The sequence below is a fragment of the uncultured Lentibacter sp. genome (assembly GCF_937123735.1).
Lineage (GTDB): Bacteria > Pseudomonadota > Alphaproteobacteria > Rhodobacterales > Rhodobacteraceae > Lentibacter.
Genome location: NZ_CAKZKL010000017.1, coordinates 59,573 through 81,011 on the forward strand (window position 1 = coordinate 59,573; position 21,439 = coordinate 81,011).

14 protein-coding genes are annotated in these 21,439 nt (G+C 61.6%); 13 read left to right on the plus strand and 1 reads right to left on the minus strand.

Annotation, left to right across the window (positions count from 1 at the left end; all coding sequences use genetic code 11):
- Positions 1 to 368: 368 nt before the first annotated feature.
- The 3 genes from Q0478_RS04980 to Q0478_RS04990 all read left to right on the plus strand — a co-directional run bounded on the left by Q0478_RS04980 (position 369) and on the right by Q0478_RS04990 (position 4,161).
- The gene (locus Q0478_RS04980; protein WP_298676800.1) at positions 369 to 2,087 is read left to right on the plus strand and encodes a DUF4153 domain-containing protein; all 1,719 of its coding nucleotides are present in this window, start codon (positions 369 to 371) and stop codon (positions 2,085 to 2,087) included.
- Positions 2,088 to 2,149: 62 nt separating this feature from the next.
- On the plus strand, positions 2,150 to 2,737 hold the full coding sequence (locus Q0478_RS04985; RefSeq protein WP_298676801.1) for a heme NO-binding domain-containing protein: 588 nt from the start codon (positions 2,150 to 2,152) through the stop codon (positions 2,735 to 2,737).
- Positions 2,738 to 2,754: 17 nt separating this feature from the next.
- Positions 2,755 to 4,161, plus strand: coding sequence for a diguanylate cyclase (locus tag Q0478_RS04990; protein WP_366914888.1), 1,407 nt, complete (start codon positions 2,755 to 2,757; stop codon positions 4,159 to 4,161).
- 154 nt (positions 4,162 to 4,315) lie between these two features.
- Here Q0478_RS04990 and Q0478_RS04995 read toward each other — a convergent pair whose 3' ends face one another.
- Entirely contained in the window at positions 4,316 to 5,590 is a 1,275-nt protein-coding gene (locus Q0478_RS04995) for an aminotransferase class III-fold pyridoxal phosphate-dependent enzyme (RefSeq protein WP_298676802.1), read from the minus strand.
- Between the two features lie 223 nt (positions 5,591 to 5,813).
- On the opposite strand from Q0478_RS04995, the gene Q0478_RS05000 reads away from it, so the two are divergent.
- The 10 genes from Q0478_RS05000 (at position 5,814) to rpoC (ending at position 21,439) form a co-directional block, all read left to right on the plus strand.
- A complete protein-coding gene (locus Q0478_RS05000; RefSeq protein ID WP_298676804.1) occupies positions 5,814 to 6,704 on the plus strand; it encodes a hypothetical protein in 891 nt (296 codons plus the stop codon).
- Between the two features lie 71 nt (positions 6,705 to 6,775).
- Complete coding sequence (gene secE / locus Q0478_RS05005) at positions 6,776 to 6,973, plus strand: preprotein translocase subunit SecE (protein ID WP_298676805.1); 198 nt, start codon at positions 6,776 to 6,778, stop codon at positions 6,971 to 6,973.
- Positions 6,974 to 7,263: 290 nt separating this feature from the next.
- Entirely contained in the window at positions 7,264 to 7,797 is a 534-nt protein-coding gene (gene nusG / locus Q0478_RS05010; protein ID WP_298676807.1) for a transcription termination/antitermination protein NusG, read from the plus strand.
- A gap of 309 nt (positions 7,798 to 8,106) precedes the next feature.
- Entirely contained in the window at positions 8,107 to 8,532 is a 426-nt protein-coding gene (rplK, locus tag Q0478_RS05015; protein ID WP_298676808.1) for a 50S ribosomal protein L11, read from the plus strand.
- 1 nt (position 8,533) lies between these two features.
- Entirely contained in the window at positions 8,534 to 9,232 is a 699-nt protein-coding gene (gene rplA / locus Q0478_RS05020; protein WP_298676810.1) for a 50S ribosomal protein L1, read from the plus strand.
- Positions 9,233 to 9,371: 139 nt separating this feature from the next.
- A complete protein-coding gene (locus Q0478_RS05025; RefSeq protein ID WP_298676812.1) occupies positions 9,372 to 11,474 on the plus strand; it encodes an NAD(P)-binding protein in 2,103 nt (700 codons plus the stop codon).
- Between the two features lie 237 nt (positions 11,475 to 11,711).
- Positions 11,712 to 12,224 carry a 50S ribosomal protein L10 gene (gene rplJ / locus Q0478_RS05030; RefSeq protein WP_298676814.1) on the plus strand — a complete coding sequence of 171 codons (513 nt, stop codon included), beginning with the start codon at positions 11,712 to 11,714 and terminating at the stop codon, positions 12,222 to 12,224.
- A 73-nt stretch (positions 12,225 to 12,297) separates the two neighbouring features.
- Entirely contained in the window at positions 12,298 to 12,678 is a 381-nt protein-coding gene (gene rplL, locus Q0478_RS05035) for a 50S ribosomal protein L7/L12 (protein WP_298676816.1), read from the plus strand.
- Between the two features lie 270 nt (positions 12,679 to 12,948).
- Positions 12,949 to 17,085 (plus strand): DNA-directed RNA polymerase subunit beta, encoded by a 4,137-nt coding sequence (gene rpoB, locus Q0478_RS05040; protein WP_298676818.1) that lies wholly within the window; start codon positions 12,949 to 12,951, stop codon positions 17,083 to 17,085.
- A gap of 103 nt (positions 17,086 to 17,188) precedes the next feature.
- Entirely contained in the window at positions 17,189 to 21,439 is a 4,251-nt protein-coding gene (gene rpoC / locus Q0478_RS05045) for a DNA-directed RNA polymerase subunit beta' (RefSeq protein WP_298676819.1), read from the plus strand.

The window sequence follows — 21,439 nt, forward strand, 5'->3', positions numbered from 1 at the left end:
CGAGAAAAAACTCATTTTTCAAGGGCATAAGGAGCGCGCCGGTGAGATTATCACGGGCGCGTTTGCATTTGGTATGCGCTGCGTTTGGCGGCATTAACCGTTTGAGCGCAGCGTCAAACCGGGGGGGTGACATGCGTGCACAGGGCGTGCACCGAGCGTGCACCGCCTGACTTGGGCTTTTGTTAACAAGCTTTAACTTAAGGCAGCGTGCGCAGGGCAAAGCGGACAGGGCCAAGCGCGCAGGGCAAAGCGGACAGGGCCAAGCGCGCGGGGCCAAGTGCCTGGTGGCAACAGCGCAGGCCCGGCGGCGGGTTTTGGCTTTTCGCCAGAGGCACAAGCGCCTAGACTCTGCTCAAAGGAGACGGGTGATGAATGACAGGTTTGAGCTGGCGGGAATCGGAGCCTTTGCAGGGCTGAGCCTTTGGGCGCTGTTTGAGTATTTGCCCGATCTTGTGGGTGAGGGGCTCTTGCTGTTCGCGCTCACGGTGACAACCGGGGTCTTCTTCACGGTTCTGATGGCGCTTGTGGGCCCCGAGCGCCCGGCGCGGGCGATTTTGCCTTCGCTCGGGCTGGCCCTTGTTTGTGGTGTGTTGGCCTATGGCGCCGGGGTGCGCTTTGCAACCGTTGATGCGACCGTTCAAGCGCTGCATCCGCTTTTGGCGCTGTGTGTGCTGGGCCTGTTGGGCACGCCTTTTGCCGCGGCCCAGCTGGAAGCCCCGGCGGGCTGGCGCAGCTATGCGCGGCTGTTTGACAGCGCCTGGGCGATCTTTATCCGCTATGTTGCGGGCGGGCTTTTTGCCGGCCTCATCTTTTTGGCGCTGCTGTTGTCGGATGCGCTTCTCAAGCTGGTTGGAATTGAGGCGATTGCGCAATTGCTGGAGCATGTCTGGCTGCGCTACACGCTTGCGGGGGCTGTTTTCGGGCTGGGTGTGGCCACGGTGCACGAGCTGCGGGGCTATGTTTCGCCGGTGTTGGTGCACCGGTTGTTGCGGATGCTTTTGCCGCTGATGCTCGCGGTTGTGCTGGTGTTTATCGCCGCTTTGCCGGTGCGCGGGCTTTCGGAGCTGTTTGGCGGGCTGTCCAGCGCAGGCGTTTTGATGGCGGTGGCCTTTGGCGGGCTGACGCTTGTGAGCACGGCCCTTGACCGGGATGATGCGGCGGCAGCCCAGAGCCGGCTGATGCGCCTGTCTGCGCAGCTGATGGCGCTGTTGTTGCCGGTGCTTGTCGGGCTGGCGGCCTATGCGATCTGGCTGCGGGTTGACGCCTATGGGCTGACCCCGCGGCGGCTGATGGCGGCTTACAGCGCCTTGTTTTTGCTGGGCTATGCGGGGAGTTATTTTTGGGCTGTGCTGCGGGGCAGCGGCTGGCAGGGGCGCTTGCGCCAGACCAACCTGCGGATGGCTCTGGCGGTTTGGGGTGGGGCGGTCTTGTGGCTGAGCCCTCTGATCAATGCGGAGGCGCTTTCGGCCAGGAGCCAGCTGGCGCGGTTTGAGGCTGGTGCCAGCACGCCCGAGGAGCTGCCGCTCTATGAGATGGCGCAGCGCTGGGGCAAGGCCGGGCAGGCGGCGCTCCATCAGCTGGATGAGGGCGGCGATGCGGCGCTTCAGGCGCGGATTGCGCAGGCCCGGACAGCCGGCGCGCGTTGGCAGTTTGAACAAGAGGACGGCGCTGTGCAAGCGGCGGCGCTGCGCCCGCTTCTGGCGGCCCGCATGGCCCGCCGCCCCGAGGGCGCACCATTGGAAGCGCTTTTGGCGCGCATGGAGGGGGCGGCGCTGTTGGCCCTGGCGCGGGCCTGCCCGGAGGCGGCGCTTGAAACCTGTGTTTTTGTGCCCCTTGCGCAGGGCAGTGACCCGTTTGCAGCCGAGCGCGGGCTTGTTGTGACCCGCGGCTCTGAGCGGGTGTTTGCGCTGCGCGCAGAGGGCCGCTTTGTGCTGGTGCAGCCGAGCGCTGCCTTTGATGATGCGGGGCGGCGGCAGGCGGTGCCGGAGGGGCTGTTTGAGCAGGTGATGGCGGGAGAGTTTGCCATTGTGCCGCTCAACCGCAACGTGATGTCGCTGGGCGACGGGCTGTTTTTTCCTTACAATTGACAACATTGAGGGCCTGTTAACCCGCAGCGTGCATTCTGCTTGAAACAAGAGATGAGCAACCGATGCACGGGCTGATTAACAGGACCATCCAGGCGTTTGTGAGCGACACGCGGGGCGCGGATTTTTGGCGCGACGTGGCCCAGCAGGCGCAGTTGGGATTTGACGATTTTGAGGCGATGCTGAGCTATGATGCGCAGCTCACCGAGCGGGTGTTGCAAGCGGCGGCAGAGGCGCTTGGGCTGCCACAGGAGGCGTTGCTGGAAGATATTGGCGCCTATCTTGTGAGCCATGAGAAGACCGAGTCCATGCGCCGGCTGCTGCGCTTTGGGGGGGTCGATTTCGTGGAATTTTTGCATTCTCTGGATGATTTGCCCGATCGGGCGCGCCTGGCGGTGGATGATCTTGTGCTGCCGCAGCTGGAGCTTGAGGAGCACGGGAGCGACCGTTTCAGCCTCACGGTGCGCGCCAAGATCACCGGTTTTGGGGCGGTGCTCATGGGGGTTTTGCGCGGCATGGCAGATGATTACGGGGCGCTTGTGCTGTTGGACTATATGGCCCGCGGGCCGGGCGAGGAGCGGATTGACATCCAGCTCATCGAGGCGGCCTTCGCCGAAGGGCGCGGCTTTGATCTGGGGGCGCGTGCGGGATGAAGCGGGGGCGGACACTGGTGCAGCAAGCCTGTCTTGAGCAGGTGTTGGATGCGTTTTGCCCGATGCATCTGGTTTTGGATGAGACGGGGCATATTTGCCATGCGGGGGCCAGTTTGCAGAAGCTGCGGCCCGGCTCGAAGCTGCTTGGGGCGCGGTTTTTGGAGGTTTTTGAGTTGCGCCGACCCCGCCGTGTCGGGTCGATGCGCGACCTGTTGCAAAACGCCGGTGTGAAGCTGCATCTGCGGTTTCGCGTGCCGCCGGAAACGGCCCTGAAAGGGGTGCTCACGCCGCTTGAGGGGGGGCGTGGGGCCGTTGTGAACCTTGGCTTCGGGATTTCGCTGATGGATGCGGTGCGCGACTATGCGCTGGTGAGCTCGGATTTTGCCGCCACGGACCTGGCGATTGAGATGCTCTATCTGGTGGAGGCGAAATCGGCGGCCATGGAGGCGTCGCGCAAGCTCAACCTGCGTTTGCAAGGGGCGATGATTGCGGCGGAGGAACAGGCCTTTACCGACACATTGACCGGGCTGAAGAACCGCCGCGCCATGGACCATGTGCTGGCCCGGCTCATCCGCCAGGGGCGCGGGTTTGCGCTGATGCAGATCGACCTTGATTTCTTCAAGGCGGTGAACGACCGGCTGGGCCATGCGGCCGGAGATTATGTTTTGCAGAATGTGGCGCGCATCATGGTCGAGGAAACCCGCGAGGAAGACACGGTGGCACGGGTTGGTGGGGATGAATTTGTCATCTTGTTCGATGGGCTGACCGCGCGCAGCGCGCTGAGCCGTGTGGCCGCGCGGATCATTGAAAAGCTCGAGGTGCCGATGCCTTTTGGCGAGGATGTCTGCCAGATTTCGGCCAGCTGTGGCACGGTGCTCTCGCATAATTATGCGGAGCCGGAGGCGGGGGGGATGCTGTCAGATGCGGATATTGCGCTCTATGCCTCCAAGAATGCCGGGCGCGCGCAACACCGGTTCTTCTGCGAGGACATGCGCCGCGAGACGGCGGCGGAGCCGCGCACCGCCACGCCGCTGCGCCGAAAAGAGGAGGGCCGGCCGCCGGATGACACGGCGGGAACCCTGGCACTCAGCGAGGCCGGACAGGCGGCCAGACAGGTGGCCGGACAGGCGGCCGGACAGGCGGCGGGGTATGAGGCTACAAACCTGGCTTGCGAGGCCTCGGGAGAGGCCGGCGCAGAGCTGCGCGCGCCTGCGGGGGCTGAGGGCTGTGACGCTGGACATGAGGCCGGTTGCGCGGCAGGAGACGAGACCGGCTGCGGCGCGCGCAGCGAGGTGTGCGGTGAGGTGCGTGGCGAGGAGTGCGGTGAGGCCTGTCGCCAAGCCGGGGGTGCGCCTGCTGATCAGGCGTGCAGTGAGGCGCAGGGGACGACGTGTCGTGAGGCGCATAGCCAGACGCACAGTTAGACGCACCGTTAGACGCACAGTCAGACCCACGGTTAGACGCGCAGTCGGGCCCACGGTGAAGCGCATTGCGAGGCCGGTTGCGCGGCGCACTGCGAGGCTGGCCGCGAGGCGCAGGGCCGGGCGCGTGATGCGCCGCGGTCTGTGCCGCGGTCTGTCAGGACGGGGCCAGCCGGGTGAGCACGCTGTCCAGCGCTTCAAAGAGCTGGTCGGCATGGGCTTCCTCAAAGGGCAGTGGCGGGCGAATTTTGAGAGTGTTCTTATGGCGCCCGAGGCTGGAGAGCAAAAATCCACGCTGGCGCATCTCGTTGAACACCGCTGTCGCCAGTGCGGTGTCCGGGGCCTTGGTGTCGCGGCTTGTGACCAGCTCGGCGCCAAAAAGCATCCCCGCGCCGCGCACATCGCCGATGCAGGCGTGCCTGCTCATCAATTCGGCCAGCCGCTCTTGCGCATAGGCCCCGACACGGGCGGCCCTGTCGGGCAAGGCTTCGGCCTCCAAGACATCAAGCACCGCCAGCGCCGCTGCGCATGACACCGGGTTCCCGGCGAATGTGTTGAAATAGCGAAAGGCGTCGCGAAAGGCGGCCATGACATCGGGCCGCGTGACCACGCCACCCACCGGATGGCCGTTGGCCATGGGCTTGCCGAGGGTGACAATATCCGGGCTCAGCCCCTGGCGCGCGTAGCCCCAGTAATCTTGGCCCAGGCGGCCAAAGCCGGGCTGGACCTCATCGCAGATGAGCAGCCCCCCGGCGGCGCGCACCACCGCCTCGGCCTGGGCCAGCCAGCCCTTGGGCAGGTCGGGGAAGCCTTCGTTGACAAAGAAAGGGCAGAGGACGAGCGCGGCAAAGCCATGGCCTGCGGCCTCCAGATCGTCGATCGCGGCTTGCAGGTGGGCGGCGAAGGCGGTGCCGGCCGGATCGGGACTGCGGTAGCTGTCGGGCGCGGGGATGTGGCGGATGTAGCTGTCCAGCCCGAAACCCACTTGCGGGATATTGCTGCGGGAGAGCTGGCTCACCAGGGCGGTGTTGCCATGGTAGGTGGCATCTGTGGCGATGATGCCGCGTTTGCCTGTCATGGCTTCGGCCATGCGCAGGGCGACATCATTGGCCTCCGAGCCGGTGCAGGTGAGCAACAGGGTGGAGAGGCTGGGCGCCATCTTGGCTGTGAGCCGCTCGGCGTACTCAAGGATGCCGTCATGCAGATACCGCGTGTGGGTGTTGAGCGTGGCGGCCTGACGGCTGATGGCCTCCACCACGCGGGGGTGGCAGTGCCCGACATGGGCGACGTTGTTGTAGCAATCCAGATAGCGCTTGCCCTGCGCATCCCAAAGCCAGACGCCCTCACCGCGCAGGATATGGACGGGCTCTTTGTAAAAAAGTGGCACATTTGGCCCCAGAAGGGCGCGGCGGCGGGCGAGAAGATCGGACATGGGGGCTCCTTTGCGGGAAGATTAGCGCAGGAAGTTCACAGGTGAAAGAGTTTTGCGGCCGTTGCGGGCGCGGCCGCAAACGGTTCCAGACGGCTCCAAGCGGCTCCAAGCCGCCCCGGGCCGCTCTGCGCGGCTCTGTGCGGGGCTGTGCGCGGGTTTCGCGAGATTGACATAATTTGGCCGCGATGGGGCCAGCATCCCGGCCTAGGGTGGCCGGGCACAGATGAGTGAGAGACGAGCGATGACGCTTGGCGAGCCTTCGGGCAAGGCACAGAGCACGCCATGCTCGGCGCAGGATGATGCGACGCTGGATATTGTGCGCCTTCTGGTGGAAACGGAGGCGCGGTATGTTGCGGCGCAACAGGCGCGCGGAGTGGAGGTAGAGGACTCCGCAGGGGCTGCGCCTGCGGGGGGCTTTGCTGTGCCACAGCCTCTGACCTTGAAGGGCGTCCCGCGCCAGCGTGGCCAGCCGTTGCCGCCTGAGATGGGCGAGCTTGGCGAGGTGGAGGACCTGCGGCCCTATCGTTTGGGGATGCGCTTGCCGCTTTGGCTGGTGCGCGGGCCCAGCGCCTGGCGGGCCCGGTGGCGCAGAGAGCGACGCCCCGGCGCAGGCGGGTTGCATCGCTGGTTTGGGGCGCGGCTTGCATGGCCTCTCAAGCGGGCTGTGCGCCCAAGGCGCGCTGCGCAACCAGACGCCACACCCGTGCCCCGGGGCCGGCTGCGCAGGCGCATCCGGCTTGTGGCGTTTGGGGCTGCGGTTGTGGTGATTTGGGCCAAGCCCTGGTTGGTGCCGGTTCTTTTGTTCATGGCGCTGTGGCTTGTGTTGATTGGTTTTCTGGTGTTGGGCTCGGCGCGGGTCAGCGAGGTTTTTGCGCTTGCGTGCCAGGCTTACCAGCGGCGCTGGCCGGCCAGTGCGGCACGGGTAGTGCTGCGGCTTCAGGCGGCGGCTGACCGGCTTGACGGGCTTCTGGCGCGCTTGCCGGCACGGATTTCGGACGGGGTTTACACGCCGGATCTGGGCCGTTCGGCGCGCGATCTGGCCCGCGAGGGCGCACAGCTGCCCGAGGCAGACCCGTTTGAGCGGCTGCATCGGCAGCGCACGGCGGCGGAATAGGCGAATGGCCCTTGAATTTGAGGGGGCTTATGCGTAAGTGAGCGCAAGTTAGATAGAAAGACGAACCCGATATGGCCCGCACCAACCCGCTTCAGTTTATCCAGCAGACCCGCGCAGAAGTTTCCAAGATCGTTTGGCCAACGCGCCGGGAGGTTTTGCTGACGACTGTGATGGTCTTTATCATGGCGAGTTTGACGGCGGTGTTTTTTGCGATTGTGGATATTCTCATTCGCAATGGTTTGCAGGCGGTTTTGAACGTATTTGGCTGAGCGCCAAAGCCAAGGCGCCGGGCTTTGCTCTGGGCGTGGCTTCGGACACGGCCCAGCACACAGCTCAGCACACAGGCCAGCACACGGCCCTGCGGTTTGCGGGGCCGTTTTGTTTTGGGGTGAGGGCTTGAACCTGCGGCCCATGCACTGTAACTCGGCTGCAAATCCCGACATGGTGAGCAGCGATTCGAGTTGTTCGCCGCTTTTTTATGTCGGGCGCTTGGGCACAGGCCCGGGCAGGGTGAAGAGACCGCGCGCAGGCGTGGGCAAAGTTAGGAACGGGCACAGCCATGGCAAAACGGTGGTATTCGGTTAGCGTTCTCTCGAATTTCGAGAAGAAGATTGCCGAGCAGATCAGACAGCAGGTCATCGAGCAGGGGCTTGAGGACCAGATTGACGAGGTTCTGGTGCCGACGGAAGAAGTGATCGAAGTGCGCCGTGGCAAGAAGGTGACGGCCGAGCGCCGCTTTATGCCGGGCTATGTGCTGGTGCACATGGAGATGAGCGACAAGGGCTATCATCTGATCACCTCGATCAACCGGGTGACCGGCTTTTTGGGCCCGCAGGGGCGGCCCATGCCGATGCGCGATGCGGAGGTGAACCAGATCCTCAACCGCGTGCAAGAGGGCGAGGACGCGCCCAAGCTTATGTTCAGCTTTGATATCGGCGAGAAGGTCAAGGTCAACGACGGGCCGTTTGAAGACTTTGACGGCATGGTTGAGGAAGTGGATGACGACAACCAGCGCCTCAAGGTTATGGTCAGCATCTTTGGACGTGAGACGCCTGTGGAGCTGGAGTTTACGCAGGTGACCAAGCAAGGCTGATAGCATGGTGCGCAGAGATTGCGCACGCAGAGACGGCGGTGCGCAGAGATTGCGCACGCAGAGATGGCAGAGATAATGGTGCGCAGAGATTGCGCACCCTACGGCCGGAAGGTGTGCAAGATGCGCACAAAAGAATGACGGTGGGTTGAGACCCACCCCACAGGATGTGGCGGGGCACCCCGCCATGTGAGAGCGTGGGAGGCGAGGCGGCCGCGGCCGCCGGACCGGACCACACAACGAGCACGGGGGGTCCTCGTGCGTGAAGCCCTGACAGACGCGTCTGGAGGGGGTTGGAAAAGGAGAAGGCCAATGGCCAAGAAGCTCGCAGGCAAGATGAAGCTGCAAGTGCCCGCAGGACAAGCAAACCCGAGCCCGCCCGTCGGGCCGGCGCTGGGTCAGCGCGGGATCAACATCATGGAATTCTGCAAGGCGTTCAACGCCAAGACGCAGGATATGGAGCCAGGTGCGCCTTGCCCCACCGTGATCACATATTATCAGGACAAGTCCTTCACGATGGATATCAAGACGCCGCCTGCGTCTTATTATCTGCGCAAGGCCGCTGGCCTCAACTCGGGTGCAAAGCTGCCCGGCCGTGAGACTGTTGGCTCTGTCAGCCCCAAGCAGCTGCGCGAAATCGCGGAAGCCAAGTGGAAAGACCTGAACGCAAACGACGTGGAAGCCGCGATGAAGATCATCATGGGCTCGGCACGCTCCATGGGCATCGAGGTGAAGTAAGATGGGCAAGATTGGAAAACGCACAGCTGCGGCACGCGACGCTTTTGTCGGCAAGGAAGACCTGTCTGTTGAAGACGCGGTGGCCCTGATCAAGGCACATGCCAATGCGAAGTTCGACGAGACACTCGAAATCGCCATGAACCTCGGGGTTGACCCCCGCCACGCCGACCAGATGGTGCGCGGCGTTGTCGGCCTGCCAAACGGCACCGGCAAGGACGTGCGCGTGGCTGTTTTTGCCCGTGGCCCCAAGGCCGACGAAGCGACAGCGGCCGGCGCGGACATTGTCGGCGCGGAAGACCTCATGGAGATCGTCCAGGGCGGTAAGATCGACTTTGATCGCTGCATTGCGACACCTGACATGATGCCGGTTGTGGGCCGTCTGGGCAAAGTGCTCGGCCCGCGCAACCTGATGCCGAACCCCAAGGTTGGCACGGTGACCATGGATGTGGCCGACGCCGTGAAAGCGGCCAAGGGCGGTGAAGTGCAGTTCAAGGTCGAAAAAGCCGGCGTTATTCACGCGGGCATCGGCAAGATCTCCTTTGACGACACGAAACTGGCTGAAAACGTGCGCGCCTTTGTAAACGCCGTTTCAAAGGCCCGTCCGTCAGGTTCAAAAGGCGCCTATCTCAAGAAGATCTCGCTGAGCTCGACAATGGGTCCGGGCGTGAGCATCAACGTGGACAATGCTGTCGCTGAGTGATCTCGCAAAGCGCAACAGACACGAAAGAGCGCTCCTGCGGGGGCGCTCTTTTGCGTTTTGGCGGCGGGACCGGCCATTCGGGCTTGTGGCCCTGCGGGCTTTGATGTGAGGTGTCGCCAGCGAATTGGGAGGCCCTGAGATGCGTGATGCGCGCTATGATGTTTTGTTTGAGCCGGTGCGTATCGGCCCGGTGACAACCCGCAACCGCTTTTATCAGGTGCCCCATTGCACGGGGATGGGGCACCGCTATCCGCGCTCGGAGGCGGCGCACCGCGGCCTGAAGGCCGAGGGCGGTTGGGGGGTTGTGTGCACGCAGGAAGCGGAGATCCATGCGACCTCCGACATCACCCCCGCCAATGAGGCGCGGCTGTGGGACGACAAGGACATTCCGGCGCTTCAGCTCATGACAGAGGCGGTTCATGCCCATGGCAGCCTCGCCGCGATCCAGCTGGCGCACAACGGGCTGCACGCCTCCAACCGCTACACGCGCCTGACGCCGCTGGCCCCCAGTGCCGTTGTTGTGGACAGTGACGACCCGGTGCAGGCGCGGGCCATGGATAAGGCCGATATTCGGGCGTTCCGCCAGTGGCATGTGCAGGCTGCCAAACGTGCCAAGCGCGCCGGCTTTGATATTGTCTATGTCTATGCGGGCCATGACATGACCTTGCTTCAGCATTTTCTTCTGGAGCGCCACAACCAGCGTTCGGACGAATATGGCGGCAGTTTCGAGAACCGCTTGCGGCTGTTTCGCGAAGTTTTGGCCGACACGCGTGAGGCGGTGGGTGACAGCTGTGCCGTGGCGGTGCGGCTGGCGGTGGACGAGCTCTTGGGGGCTGAGGGGCTGCGCCATGATGTGGAGGCGCGCGACATTATCACAGCGCTGGCGGATGAGCCGGACCTGTGGGACGTGAACCTGTCGGACTGGTCCAACGACAGCCAGACCTCGCGCTTTGCCAAGGAGGGGTATCAGGAGGACTACACGCGCTTTGTAAAGCGTGTGACGCGCAAGCCGGTTGTCGGGGTGGGGCGCTACACCTCGCCTGACAGCATGGTGCGCCTGGTGCGCCAGGGGCATCTGGACCTGATCGGGGGCGCGCGGCCTTCGATTGCGGACCCGTTCCTGCCAAAGAAGATTGCGGAGGGGCGGCTTGAGGATATTCGCGAATGTATCGGGTGTAATATTTGTGTCTCGGGGGACAACACCTGTGTGCCGATGCGCTGCACGCAGAACCCGACGACGTCTGAGGAGTGGCGGCGCGGCTGGCATCCGGAGGTCATCACCCGCGCGGGGCCTGTTGAGCAACATCTGATTGTGGGTGGCGGGCCAGCGGGGCTGGAGGCGGCGCATGTGCTGGCGAAAGCCGGGCATGAGGTGATCGTGGCGGAGGCGCGCCGAGCCTGGGGCGGGCGTGTGAGCCTTGAGAGCCGCCTGCCGGGCCTGGCCGAGTGGGCACGGGTGCGCGACTGGCGCATGGGGCAGTTGCAGGGTTTGGCCAATGTGCAGCTTTATCTGGACAGCCCTTTGGAGGCCGCAGATATTTTGGATTACGGCATTGCCCATGTGGCCTTGGCGACAGGGGCCAGCTGGCGGCGCGATGGGGCGGGGCGGATGCACCGCAAGCCACTGGGCTTTTTGGCGGATGCGCCGGTCTTGACGCCGGATGATGTGATGGGGGGGGCGCTGGCCGGGCGCACGGGGGATGTGGTTATTTTTGATGACGACCGCTTTTACATGGCCAGTGTGCTGGCTGAGGTGGCGGTGGCGCAGGGCAACCGGGTGAGCTTTGTGACTCCGGCGGCGGTGGTGGCGCCTTGGGCCGATCACACGCTGGAGCAGGCGCGCATCCAGCGCCGTCTGATGGCTTTGGGGGTCACGATTGTGCCGCTGCACGGGTTGGCGGGCTACGGCGCGGGGCAGCTTGAACTGGCCTGTGTTTATAGCGGTGCGCGGCGGTTTCTGGCCTGTGACACGCTTGTTTCGGTTACGGCGCGGCGGCCCAACGACGGGCTTTTTCAGGCGCTTGCCGCGCGGGCGGGCGACTGGGCGGATGCGGGGCTGGCGCGGGTGACGCCGATTGGAGATTGCCACGCGCCGGGGCTGATTGCGGCGGCGGTTTATGCCGGGCACGCCTATGGGCGCGGGGGCGGAGCGGAGGCAAATCCGTTGCGCGAGGACAGAATGCTGGCGGATGAGGCTCAAACCGGGGGATCGGCCCTTGTGTTTGGGGCCAATGCGCTCTAGGTGAAGCTCTGTGAGCCAGCGTGCGATTCGTCGTGCGCTGTTTTGCATTCGTCCAAGACGGTGGGTGGCAGGCGCTTTGGCCTGTCTTAATCTCCTGCCTGAGACGGGAAACCTAAGATTAGCTGGGGAGTTCCTCGGGTGATTTTGGCTCTGCCCCGTAATCGGACATGAGTGCCAGCCCTTTCAACGGCTGGCAGAACTGAGCCGGGGGGCGACCCCCAAATTTGGAGTGAAACTGTGGATAGAGCCCAGAAAGAGAAAGTGGTCGAGGAACTCGGCCAGATCTTTGAAAGCTCTGGCGTTGTTGTGGTTGCACACTACGCTGGCCTTACAGTTGCTGAGATGCAGGACCTTCGTGCGCGCGCAAGCGACGCAGGGGGGGCCGTACGCGTCGCCAAGAACAGGCTCGCCAAAATCGCTCTGGAAGGAACGCCTATCTCTGAGATGGGTGACCTCCTGACAGGCATGACCGTTCTGACCTATTCCGAGGATCCTGTGGCTGCGGCCAAGGTTGCCGAAGATTTTGCCAAGGGGAATGACAAGTTCCAGATCCTTGGCGGGGCCATGAGCGGCGACATCCTGGACCGTGCTGGTGTGACAGCCGTGTCGAAACTGCCTTCACGCGAGGAGCTTCTGGCTACCATCGCGGGCATGATCGGCGCGCCTGCAAGCAACATCGCCGGTGCCATTGGCGCACCTGCTTCAAATATCGCTTCCATCCTTTCGACCATCGAAGAGAAGGCGGCGTAAAGCAACCCATCGGCTGGCGTGGGGCAAAGACCTCATCGTTGGAACACAAATTTAGAAACGGAAAGCAAGTAAAATGGCTGATCTGAAAAAACTCGCAGAAGAAATCGTCGCGCTGACGCTTTTGGAAGCACAAGAACTGAAAACGATCCTGAAAGACGAATACGGCATCGAGCCTGCAGCCGGTGGCGCAGTCATGATGGCGGGCCCTGCGGATGCAGGCGGCGGCGCAGCGGCTGAAGAGCAAACAGAATTCAACGTAATTCTCGTGTCTGCCGGCGCGTCAAAGATCAACGTGATCAAAGAAGTTCGCGGCATCACAGGCCTCGGTCTGAAAGAAGCCAAAGACCTCGTCGAAGCTGGCGGCAAAGCTGTCAAAGAAGGCGTCGACAAAGCAGAAGCAGAAGACATCAAAGCCAAGCTCGAAGCAGCTGGCGCGGAAGTCGAACTCAAGTAAGCGGTGCGCGCAGAGCGCACACCCTACGGGAACCTGTAGGGTGTGCATTCATGCGCACCTTCAGGCTGGGCGGGGAGAAATCCGTGCCCAGCCGAACCTGTCTTAGCAAGGGCCTCTGAGCGGAGGCGTTTTCTTAGGCGCGGTTCATGGTCGGGAGGCTCCAATGGGAATGGAGCCGGGAATTGACCGAAGCGTGCTGTCTCGTATGGGAACAAGGCCGGGACCCGACGGTGCTTGTTTTCGGTGAGAAATGAAAAGGTGAACTCGACCATGGCGCAAACTTTCCTTGGCCAAAAACGTCTTCGTAAATACTTCGGAAAAATCCGTGAAGTTCTGGAGATGCCGAACCTGATTGAGGTTCAGAAATCTTCTTACGATCTCTTCCTCAATTCCGGCGATGCGCCCCAGCCGCTTGACGGCGAGGGCATCAAGGGGGTCTTTCAGTCGGTTTTCCCGATCAAGGACTTCCATGAGACCTCTGTTCTGGAGTTCGTTGATTACGAGCTGGAAGAGCCCAAGTATGATGTCGAGGAATGTCAGCAGCGCGATATGACCTATGCTGCACCGCTCAAGGTGAAGCTGCGTCTGATCGTGTTTGATGTGGACGAGGACACGGGCGCGAAATCGGTCAAGGACATCAAGGAGCAGGACGTGTTCATGGGCGATATGCCCCTGATGACACCGAATGGCACATTTGTGGTGAACGGCACCGAGCGGGTTATCGTTTCGCAGATGCACCGCTCGCCGGGTGTGTTCTTTGACCACGACAAGGGCAAGACGCATTCTTCGGGCAAGCTGCTCTTTGCCTGCCGGATCATTCCCTATCGCGGCTCTTGGCTGGACTTTGAATTTGACGCGAAAGACATTGTCTTCTCGCGGATTGACCGCCGCCGCAAGCTGCCTGTCACCACGCTGCTTTATGCGCTTGGTCTGGATCAGGAAGGCATCATGGATGCCTATTACGACACGGTCACTTACACGCTGAAGAAGAAAAAAGGTTGGGTCACCAAGTTCTTCCCCGAGCGTGTGCGCGGCACCCGCCCCACTTTTGATTTGGTTGACGCCAAGACCGGCGAAGTGATCGCGGAGGCGGGTAAGAAAGTCACCCCGCGCGCGGTCAAGAAGCTGATCGACGAAGGCACCGTGACAGAGCTTTTGTTGCCGTTTGAGCAGATCGAAGGCAAGTTTGTTGCCAAGGATATCATCAATGAGGAAACCGGCGCGATTTACATCGAGGCCGGCGACGAGCTGACATTCGAGCGCGACAAGGACGGCGACGTGATCGGCGGTTCTTTGAAAGAGCTGATGGATGCGGGCTTCACCGAGATCCCGGTTCTGGACATCGACAACATCAATGTCGGCCCCTACATGCGCAACACGATGGCGCAGGACAAGAACATGAACCGCGAAACCGCGCTCATGGACATTTACCGTGTCATGCGCCCGGGCGAGCCGCCCACCGTGGAAGCGGCGTCAAACCTGTTTGACACCTTGTTCTTTGATTCCGAGCGCTACGACCTGTCTGCCGTTGGCCGGGTCAAGATGAACATGCGTCTGGATCTGGATGCGCCGGACACGCTGCGCACCCTGCGCCGCGAAGACATCATCTCCTGCATCAAGGCACTGGTGATGCTGCGCGATGGCCGGGGCGACATCGACGACATCGACCACCTCGGCAACCGCCGTGTGCGCTCGGTCGGCGAGCTGATGGAAAACCAGTATCGCGTGGGCCTTTTGCGCATGGAGCGTGCGATCAAGGAGCGCATGTCATCGGTCGAGATTGACACGGTGATGCCGCAGGATCTGATCAACGCCAAGCCAGCCGCAGCCGCGGTGCGCGAGTTCTTCGGTTCCAGCCAGTTGTCGCAGTTCATGGACCAGACCAACCCGCTTTCGGAAGTGACTCACAAGCGCCGCCTCTCCGCGCTTGGGCCAGGTGGCCTCACACGCGAACGTGCGGGCTTTGAGGTGCGCGACGTTCATCCGACCCATTACGGCCGGATGTGCCCGATCGAGACACCGGAAGGCCCGAACATTGGCCTGATCAACTCGCTGGCGACATTTGCCCGGGTGAACAAATACGGCTTTATCGAAACCCCTTACCGCAAGGTTGTGGACGGCAAGGTGACGGATGATGTGTCTTACATGTCTGCCACCGAAGAGATGCGCCATGTTGTGGCACAGGCGAACGCCAATCTCGACGAGAACGGCAAGTTTGTGAATGATCTGGTCAGCACGCGCCAATCGGGCGAATATACGCTTGCGCCGAATGAGAATGTCGATCTGATTGACGTCTCGCCCAAGCAGTTGGTGTCTGTTGCGGCCTCGCTCATCCCGTTCCTTGAAAACGACGACGCCAACCGCGCTCTTATGGGCTCGAACATGCAACGTCAGGCTGTGCCGCTCTTGCAGGCCGAGGCGCCGCTTGTTGGCACCGGCATTGAGGGCAAGGTTGCGATTGACTCCGGTGCGGCCATTCAGGCCAAGCGCGCGGGCATTATCGACCAGGTGGATGCGCAGCGGATCGTTATTCGCGCCACGCACGACCTTGAGCTTGGGGACGCGGGTGTGGACATTTACCGGATGCGCAAATTCCAGCGCTCCAACCAGAACACCTGTATCAACCAGCGCCCCTTGGTGAAGGTGGGTGACACGGTTCAGAAGGGCGAGATTATTGCCGATGGTCCGTCAACGGACATTGGCGAGCTCGCGCTTGGCAAGAACGTGGTTGTCGCGTTTATGCCGTGGAATGGCTACAACTACGAAGACTCCATTCTGATTTCGGAGCGGATTTCTCAGGATGACGTGTTCACGTCGATCCACATCGAGGAATTCGAAGTCGCGGCACGCGACACGAAGCTTGGGCCAGAAGAGATCACCCGTGATATTCCCAACGTGGGCGAAGAAGCGCTGCGCAACCTCGACGAGGCGGGCATCGTTTACATTGGTGCCGATGTGGAGCCGGGTGACATTCTGGTGGGCAAGATCACGCCGAAGGGCGAAAGCCCGATGACGCCGGAAGAAAAGCTTCTGCGCGCCATCTTTGGCGAGAAGGCCTCGGACGTGCGCGACACAAGCTTGCGCGTGAAGCCGGGTGATTTTGGCACGGTTGTGGAAGTGCGCGTCTTTAACCGCCATGGTGTGGAAAAAGACGAGCGTGCGCTTCAGATCGAGCGCGAAGAAGTGGAGCGTCTTGCGCGCGACCGCGACGACGAGCTCGCCATTCTGGACCGCAACATCTATGCGCGCCTTGGTGATATGCTGCTTGGCAAGGAAGTGGCCAAGGGCCCCAAAGGGGTGAAAGCCGGTTCCAAGGTGGATGCAGAGATGCTGGAGACCTATCCGCGCTCGGCTTGGTGGATGATCGCTCTGAAGGACGAGCAGAACGCCCAGATCGTGGAAGCGCTGCATGAGCAGTATGAGGCGCAAAAGCGCACGCTGGATGCCCGCTTTGAAGACAAGGTCGAGAAAGTGCGCCGTGGCGATGATTTGCCACCCGGTGTGATGAAGATGGTCAAGGTCTTCGTGGCGGTGAAGCGCAAGCTTCAGCCCGGCGACAAGATGGCCGGTCGTCACGGGAACAAAGGTGTTATTTCCAAGGTTGTGCCGATGGAAGACATGCCGTTCCTCGCCGATGGCACGCCGGTTGACTTCTGCCTCAACCCGCTCGGCGTTCCGTCACGGATGAACGTTGGTCAGATCCTTGAAACCCACATGGGTTGGGCGGCACGCGGCCTTGGCCTCAAGATTGATGATGCGCTTGGCGAATACCGTCGCTCGGGTGATCTCACACCTGTGCGCGACGCGATGAAGCACGCCTATGGCGAGGATGTTTATGCCGAGGGTATCGAAGGCATGGACGCGGAGGCGCTCGTGGAGGCGGCGGGCAACGTGACCCGCGGTGTGCCGATTGCGACACCGGTTTTTGACGGTGCGAAAGAGGCCGATGTGAACGATGCGCTGACACGCGCGGGCTTTGACACCTCGGGTCAGTCGGTTCTGTTTGATGGCCGCACAGGCGAGCAGTTTGCCCGCCCTGTGACGGTTGGCATCAAGTATCTGCTCAAGCTGCACCACCTTGTGGATGACAAGATCCACGCGCGCTCGACAGGGCCATACAGCCTTGTCACGCAGCAACCTCTGGGCGGTAAGGCCCAGTTCGGTGGCCAGCGCTTTGGTGAAATGGAAGTCTGGGCGCTTGAAGCTTATGGCGCGGCCTATACCCTGCAAGAGATGCTGACTGTGAAGTCGGATGACGTTGCTGGGCGGACGAAAGTCTATGAGAGCATCGTGAAGGGTGAAGACAACTTTGAGGCCGGTGTGCCGGAGAGCTTTAACGTGCTCGTCAAAGAAGTCCGCGGCCTTGGCCTGAACATGGAACTCCTGGATGCGGAGGATGAGGAATAAGAGGCAGCCAAAGGTGCGCAGTGAATGCGCACCCTACCGCGCCCCGTAGGGTGTGCGCTTTGCGCGCACCTTCCCCCTCCCGCCCAGATTTGAGGACATCAAAATGAACCAGGAACTGACAAACAACCCGTTCAACCCACTCGCGCCCACCAAGGTGTTTGACGAGATCAAGGTCTCTCTGGCGTCGCCAGAGCGGATTCTTTCGTGGTCATTCGGGGAAATCAAAAAGCCCGAAACCATCAATTACCGCACGTTCAAGCCCGAGCGTGACGGCCTTTTCTGTGCCCGTATCTTCGGCCCGGTGAAGGACTATGAGTGCCTGTGCGGCAAATATAAGCGCATGAAGTATCGTGGTGTTGTCTGCGAGAAATGCGGTGTGGAAGTCACGCTGCAAAAGGTGCGCCGCGAGCGTATGGGCCACATCGAGCTGGCCTCGCCCGTGGCCCACATCTGGTTCCTCAAGTCGCTTCCCAGCCGGATCGGCCTGATGCTGGACATGACCCTGCGTGACCTTGAGCGCGTGCTTTACTTTGAAAACTACGTTGTGATCGAGCCGGGCCTGACGGATTTGACCTATGGCCAGATGCTCACCGAAGAAGAGTATATGGACGCGCAAGACCACTATGGCATGGACGCGTTCACAGCCAACATCGGTGCGGAAGCAATCCGCGAGATGCTGGCCCAGATCGACCTTGAGAGCGAGGCCGAGACCCTGCGCGCGGACCTCAAGGAAGCGACCGGCGAGCTGAAGCCCAAGAAGATCATCAAGCGCCTCAAGGTGGTTGAGAGCTTCCTGGAAAGCGGCAACCGCCCCGAGTGGATGGTGATGACGGTGATCCCTGTGATCCCGCCAGAGCTGCGCCCGCTGGTGCCGCTGGATGGGGGCCGCTTTGCGACCTCCGATCTCAACGACCTTTACCGCCGTGTGATCAACCGCAACAACCGCCTCAAGCGGCTCATCGAGCTGCGCGCGCCCGATATCATCGTGCGCAACGAAAAGCGCATGTTGCAAGAGTCTGTGGATGCGCTGTTTGACAATGGCCGCCGTGGCCGCGTCATCACAGGCGCCAACAAGCGCCCGCTGAAATCGCTCTCAGACATGCTCAAGGGCAAGCAGGGCCGTTTCCGCCAGAACCTTTTGGGCAAACGCGTCGACTTCTCCGGCCGCTCGGTCATTGTGACCGGTCCTGAGCTCAAGCTGCACCAGTGCGGCCTGCCCAAGAAGATGGCTCTGGAGCTGTTCAAGCCGTTTATTTACAGCCGTTTGGAGGCCAAGGGCCTGTCGGCGACTGTGAAACAGGCCAAGAAGCTTGTGGAGAAAGAGCGCCCCGAAGTGTGGGATATCCTTGATGAGGTGATCCGCGAGCACCCCGTTATGCTCAACCGCGCGCCGACGCTTCACCGCCTTGGCATTCAGGCGTTTGAGCCTGTGCTGATCGAAGGCAAAGCCATTCAGCTGCACCCGCTCGTCTGCTCGGCCTTTAACGCCGACTTTGACGGTGACCAGATGGCCGTGCATGTGCCGCTCTCGCTGGAAGCTCAGCTTGAAGCGCGCGTGCTGATGATGTCGACGAACAACGTTCTTTCGCCCGCCAACGGCGCGCCGATCATCGTTCCGTCACAGGACATGATTTTGGGCCTTTACTACACGACGATCGAGCGTGAAGGCATGACAGGCGAAGGCATGGTCTTTGGCTCTATTGAAGAGGTGCAGCACGCTCTGGATGCGGGTGCGGTGCATTTGCACTCCAAGATCACCGCGCGGATTCCGCAGGTGGACGAGGAAGGCAACACCGTGATGCAGCGCTATGAAACGACTCCGGGCCGTGTGCGCCTTGGGGCGCTTCTGCCGCAGAACAACAAGGCGCCGTTTGACCTTGTGAACCGTCTTCTGCGCAAGCGCGAAGTGCAGCAGGTGATTGACACTGTCTACCGCTATTGCGGGCAGAAAGAATCTGTCATCTTCTGTGATCAGATCATGACCATGGGCTTCCGCGAAGCCTTCCGTGCCGGGATTTCTTTTGGCAAGGATGACATGGTCATTCCGGACACCAAATGGAGCATCGTGGATGAGACACGCGGCTTTGTGAAGGATTTCGAACAGCAGTATCTTGATGGCCTCATCACGCAGGGCGAGAAATACAACAAGGTTGTCGACGCCTGGAGCAAGTGTAACGACAAGGTCACCGAAGCCATGATGAGCACCATCTCGGCGGACAAGCGCGACGAGAACGGCGCTGTCATGGAGCCGAACTCGGTTTACATGATGGCGCACTCCGGTGCGCGTGGCTCGGTCACGCAGATGAAGCAGCTGGGCGGGATGCGCGGCCTGATGGCGAAGCCGAATGGCGACATCATCGAGACGCCGATCATTTCGAACTTCAAAGAGGGCCTCAACGTTCTCGAATACTTCAACTCGACCCACGGTGCGCGCAAAGGTCTTTCCGACACGGCTCTGAAAACGGCCAACTCGGGCTATCTGACACGCCGTTTGGTGGATGTGGCACAAGACTGCATCGTGCGCGAGCATGATTGCGGCACCGAGCGTGCGATCACCGCTGAGGCGGCTGTGAACGACGGTGAGGTTGTGTCTTCATTGGCCGAGCGCCTGTTGGGCCGTGTGGCGGCAGATGACATTCTCAAGCCGGGCACGGACGAGCTGTTGGTGGCGCAGGGCACGATGATTGACGAGCGCATGGCCGATGCCATTGATGCGGCGGGGGTTGTCAGCACGCGGATCCGCAGCCCGCTGACCTGTGAGGCCGAGGATGGCGTTTGCGCCATGTGTTACGGGCGTGACCTCGCGCGCGGCACCATGGTCAACCAGGGTGAGGCCGTTGGCATCATCGCGGCGCAGTCCATCGGTGAACCGGGCACACAGCTCACCATGCGGACCTTCCACATTGGGGGCGTTGCGCAGGGTGGCCAGCAGTCGTTCCTGGAGGCGAGCCAAGAGGGTAAAATCACCTTCGAGAACGCCTCTTTGCTTGAGAACGAAGCCGGCGAAGCGCTGGTTGTGGGCCGGAACATGAAGATTGCGATTGTCGGCCCTGACGGCGAAGAGCGCGCGAGCCACAAGCTCAGCTACGGCACCAAGCTTTTTGTCAAGGAAGGCGGCAAGGTTCTGCGCGGTGACAAGCTGTTTGAGTGGGACCCCTACACGCTTCCGATCATTGCCGAGAAGGCCGGCACGGCCAAGTTTGTTGACCTTGTGAGCGGCATTGCCGTGCGCGACGAGACAGATGATGCGACGGGCATGACCCAGAAGATCGTGATTGATTGGCGCGCCGCACCAAAAGGCAACGAGCTCAAGCCCGAGATCATCCTGTCAGACAAGGATGGCGAGCCTGTGCGCAATGATGCGGGCAACCCGCTGACCTATCCGATGTCGGTCGATGCGATCTTGTCGGTGGAAGATGGCCAGGAGATCAAGGCAGGTGATGTTGTGGCGCGTATTCCACGCGAAGGCGCCAAGACAAAAGACATCACCGGGGGTCTGCCACGGGTTGCGGAACTCTTTGAGGCGCGTCGCCCCAAAGACCACGCGATCATTGCCGAGATCGACGGCTATGTCCGTTATGGGCGCGACTACAAGAACAAGCGCCGGATCAGCATTGAGCCCAGCGATGAGAGCCTGGAGCCGGTCGAATACATGGTGCCAAAGGGCAAGCACATTCCGGTCATGGAAGGTGATTTTGTCCAGAAGGGCGATTACATCATGGATGGCAACCCGGCTCCGCATGACATTCTCTCCATCATGGGTGTCGAGGCGCTGGCGGATTACATGATCGACGAGGTGCAAGATGTTTATCGCCTGCAAGGTGTGAAGATCAACGACAAGCACATCGAAGTGATCGTGCGCCAGATGCTCCAGAAGTGGGAAATTCTGGACAGCGGCGACACCACGCTCCTGAAGGGCGAAAATGTCGATAAGGTCGAGTTTGACGAGGCCAACGCCAAGGCAGAAGCCCGTGGCGGACGTCCGGCCCAGGGCGAGCCGATCCTGCTTGGGATCACCAAGGCGAGCTTGCAGACCCGTTCGTTCATCTCGGCGGCGTCCTTCCAGGAGACAACCCGCGTTCTCACCGAAGCCTCTGTGCAAGGGAAGAAAGACAAGCTGGTTGGCCTCAAGGAAAACGTCATTGTCGGACGTCTTATTCCGGCTGGCACGGGGGGGGCGACCAAGCAGGTGCGCCGCGTGGCCCAGGACCGTGACAATGTGGTTCTGGAAGCCCGCCGCGAGGAGGCGGAGGCCGCCGCACGTCTGGCAGCGCCCAGCGAGGAAGATGTCTTTGCGGCCGCGCCCTCTGCGGAGGATCTGGACAACGGTGTGCCCGAGAGCCGCGACCTTTAA

Excerpts from the sequence above, each read along its gene's own strand:
- rplL (WP_298676816.1), top strand. The coding sequence starts at position 12,298 with ATGGCTGATCTGAAAAAACTCGCAGAAGAAATCGTCGCGCTGACGCTT.
- Q0478_RS05000 (WP_298676804.1), top strand. The coding sequence starts at position 5,814 with ATGAGTGAGAGACGAGCGATGACGCTTGGCGAGCCTTCGGGCAAGGCA.
- secE (WP_298676805.1), top strand. The coding sequence starts at position 6,776 with ATGGCCCGCACCAACCCGCTTCAGTTTATCCAGCAGACCCGCGCAGAA.
- Q0478_RS04980 (WP_298676800.1), top strand. The coding sequence starts at position 369 with ATGAATGACAGGTTTGAGCTGGCGGGAATCGGAGCCTTTGCAGGGCTG.
- rpoB (WP_298676818.1), top strand. The coding sequence starts at position 12,949 with ATGGCGCAAACTTTCCTTGGCCAAAAACGTCTTCGTAAATACTTCGGA.
- rplA (WP_298676810.1), top strand. The coding sequence starts at position 8,534 with ATGGGCAAGATTGGAAAACGCACAGCTGCGGCACGCGACGCTTTTGTC.
- rplK (WP_298676808.1), top strand. The coding sequence starts at position 8,107 with ATGGCCAAGAAGCTCGCAGGCAAGATGAAGCTGCAAGTGCCCGCAGGA.
- nusG (WP_298676807.1), top strand. The coding sequence starts at position 7,264 with ATGGCAAAACGGTGGTATTCGGTTAGCGTTCTCTCGAATTTCGAGAAG.
- rpoC (WP_298676819.1), top strand. The coding sequence starts at position 17,189 with ATGAACCAGGAACTGACAAACAACCCGTTCAACCCACTCGCGCCCACC.
- Q0478_RS05025 (WP_298676812.1), top strand. The coding sequence starts at position 9,372 with ATGCGTGATGCGCGCTATGATGTTTTGTTTGAGCCGGTGCGTATCGGC.
- Q0478_RS04985 (WP_298676801.1), top strand. The coding sequence starts at position 2,150 with ATGCACGGGCTGATTAACAGGACCATCCAGGCGTTTGTGAGCGACACG.
- Q0478_RS04995 (WP_298676802.1), bottom strand. The coding sequence starts at position 5,590 with ATGTCCGATCTTCTCGCCCGCCGCCGCGCCCTTCTGGGGCCAAATGTG.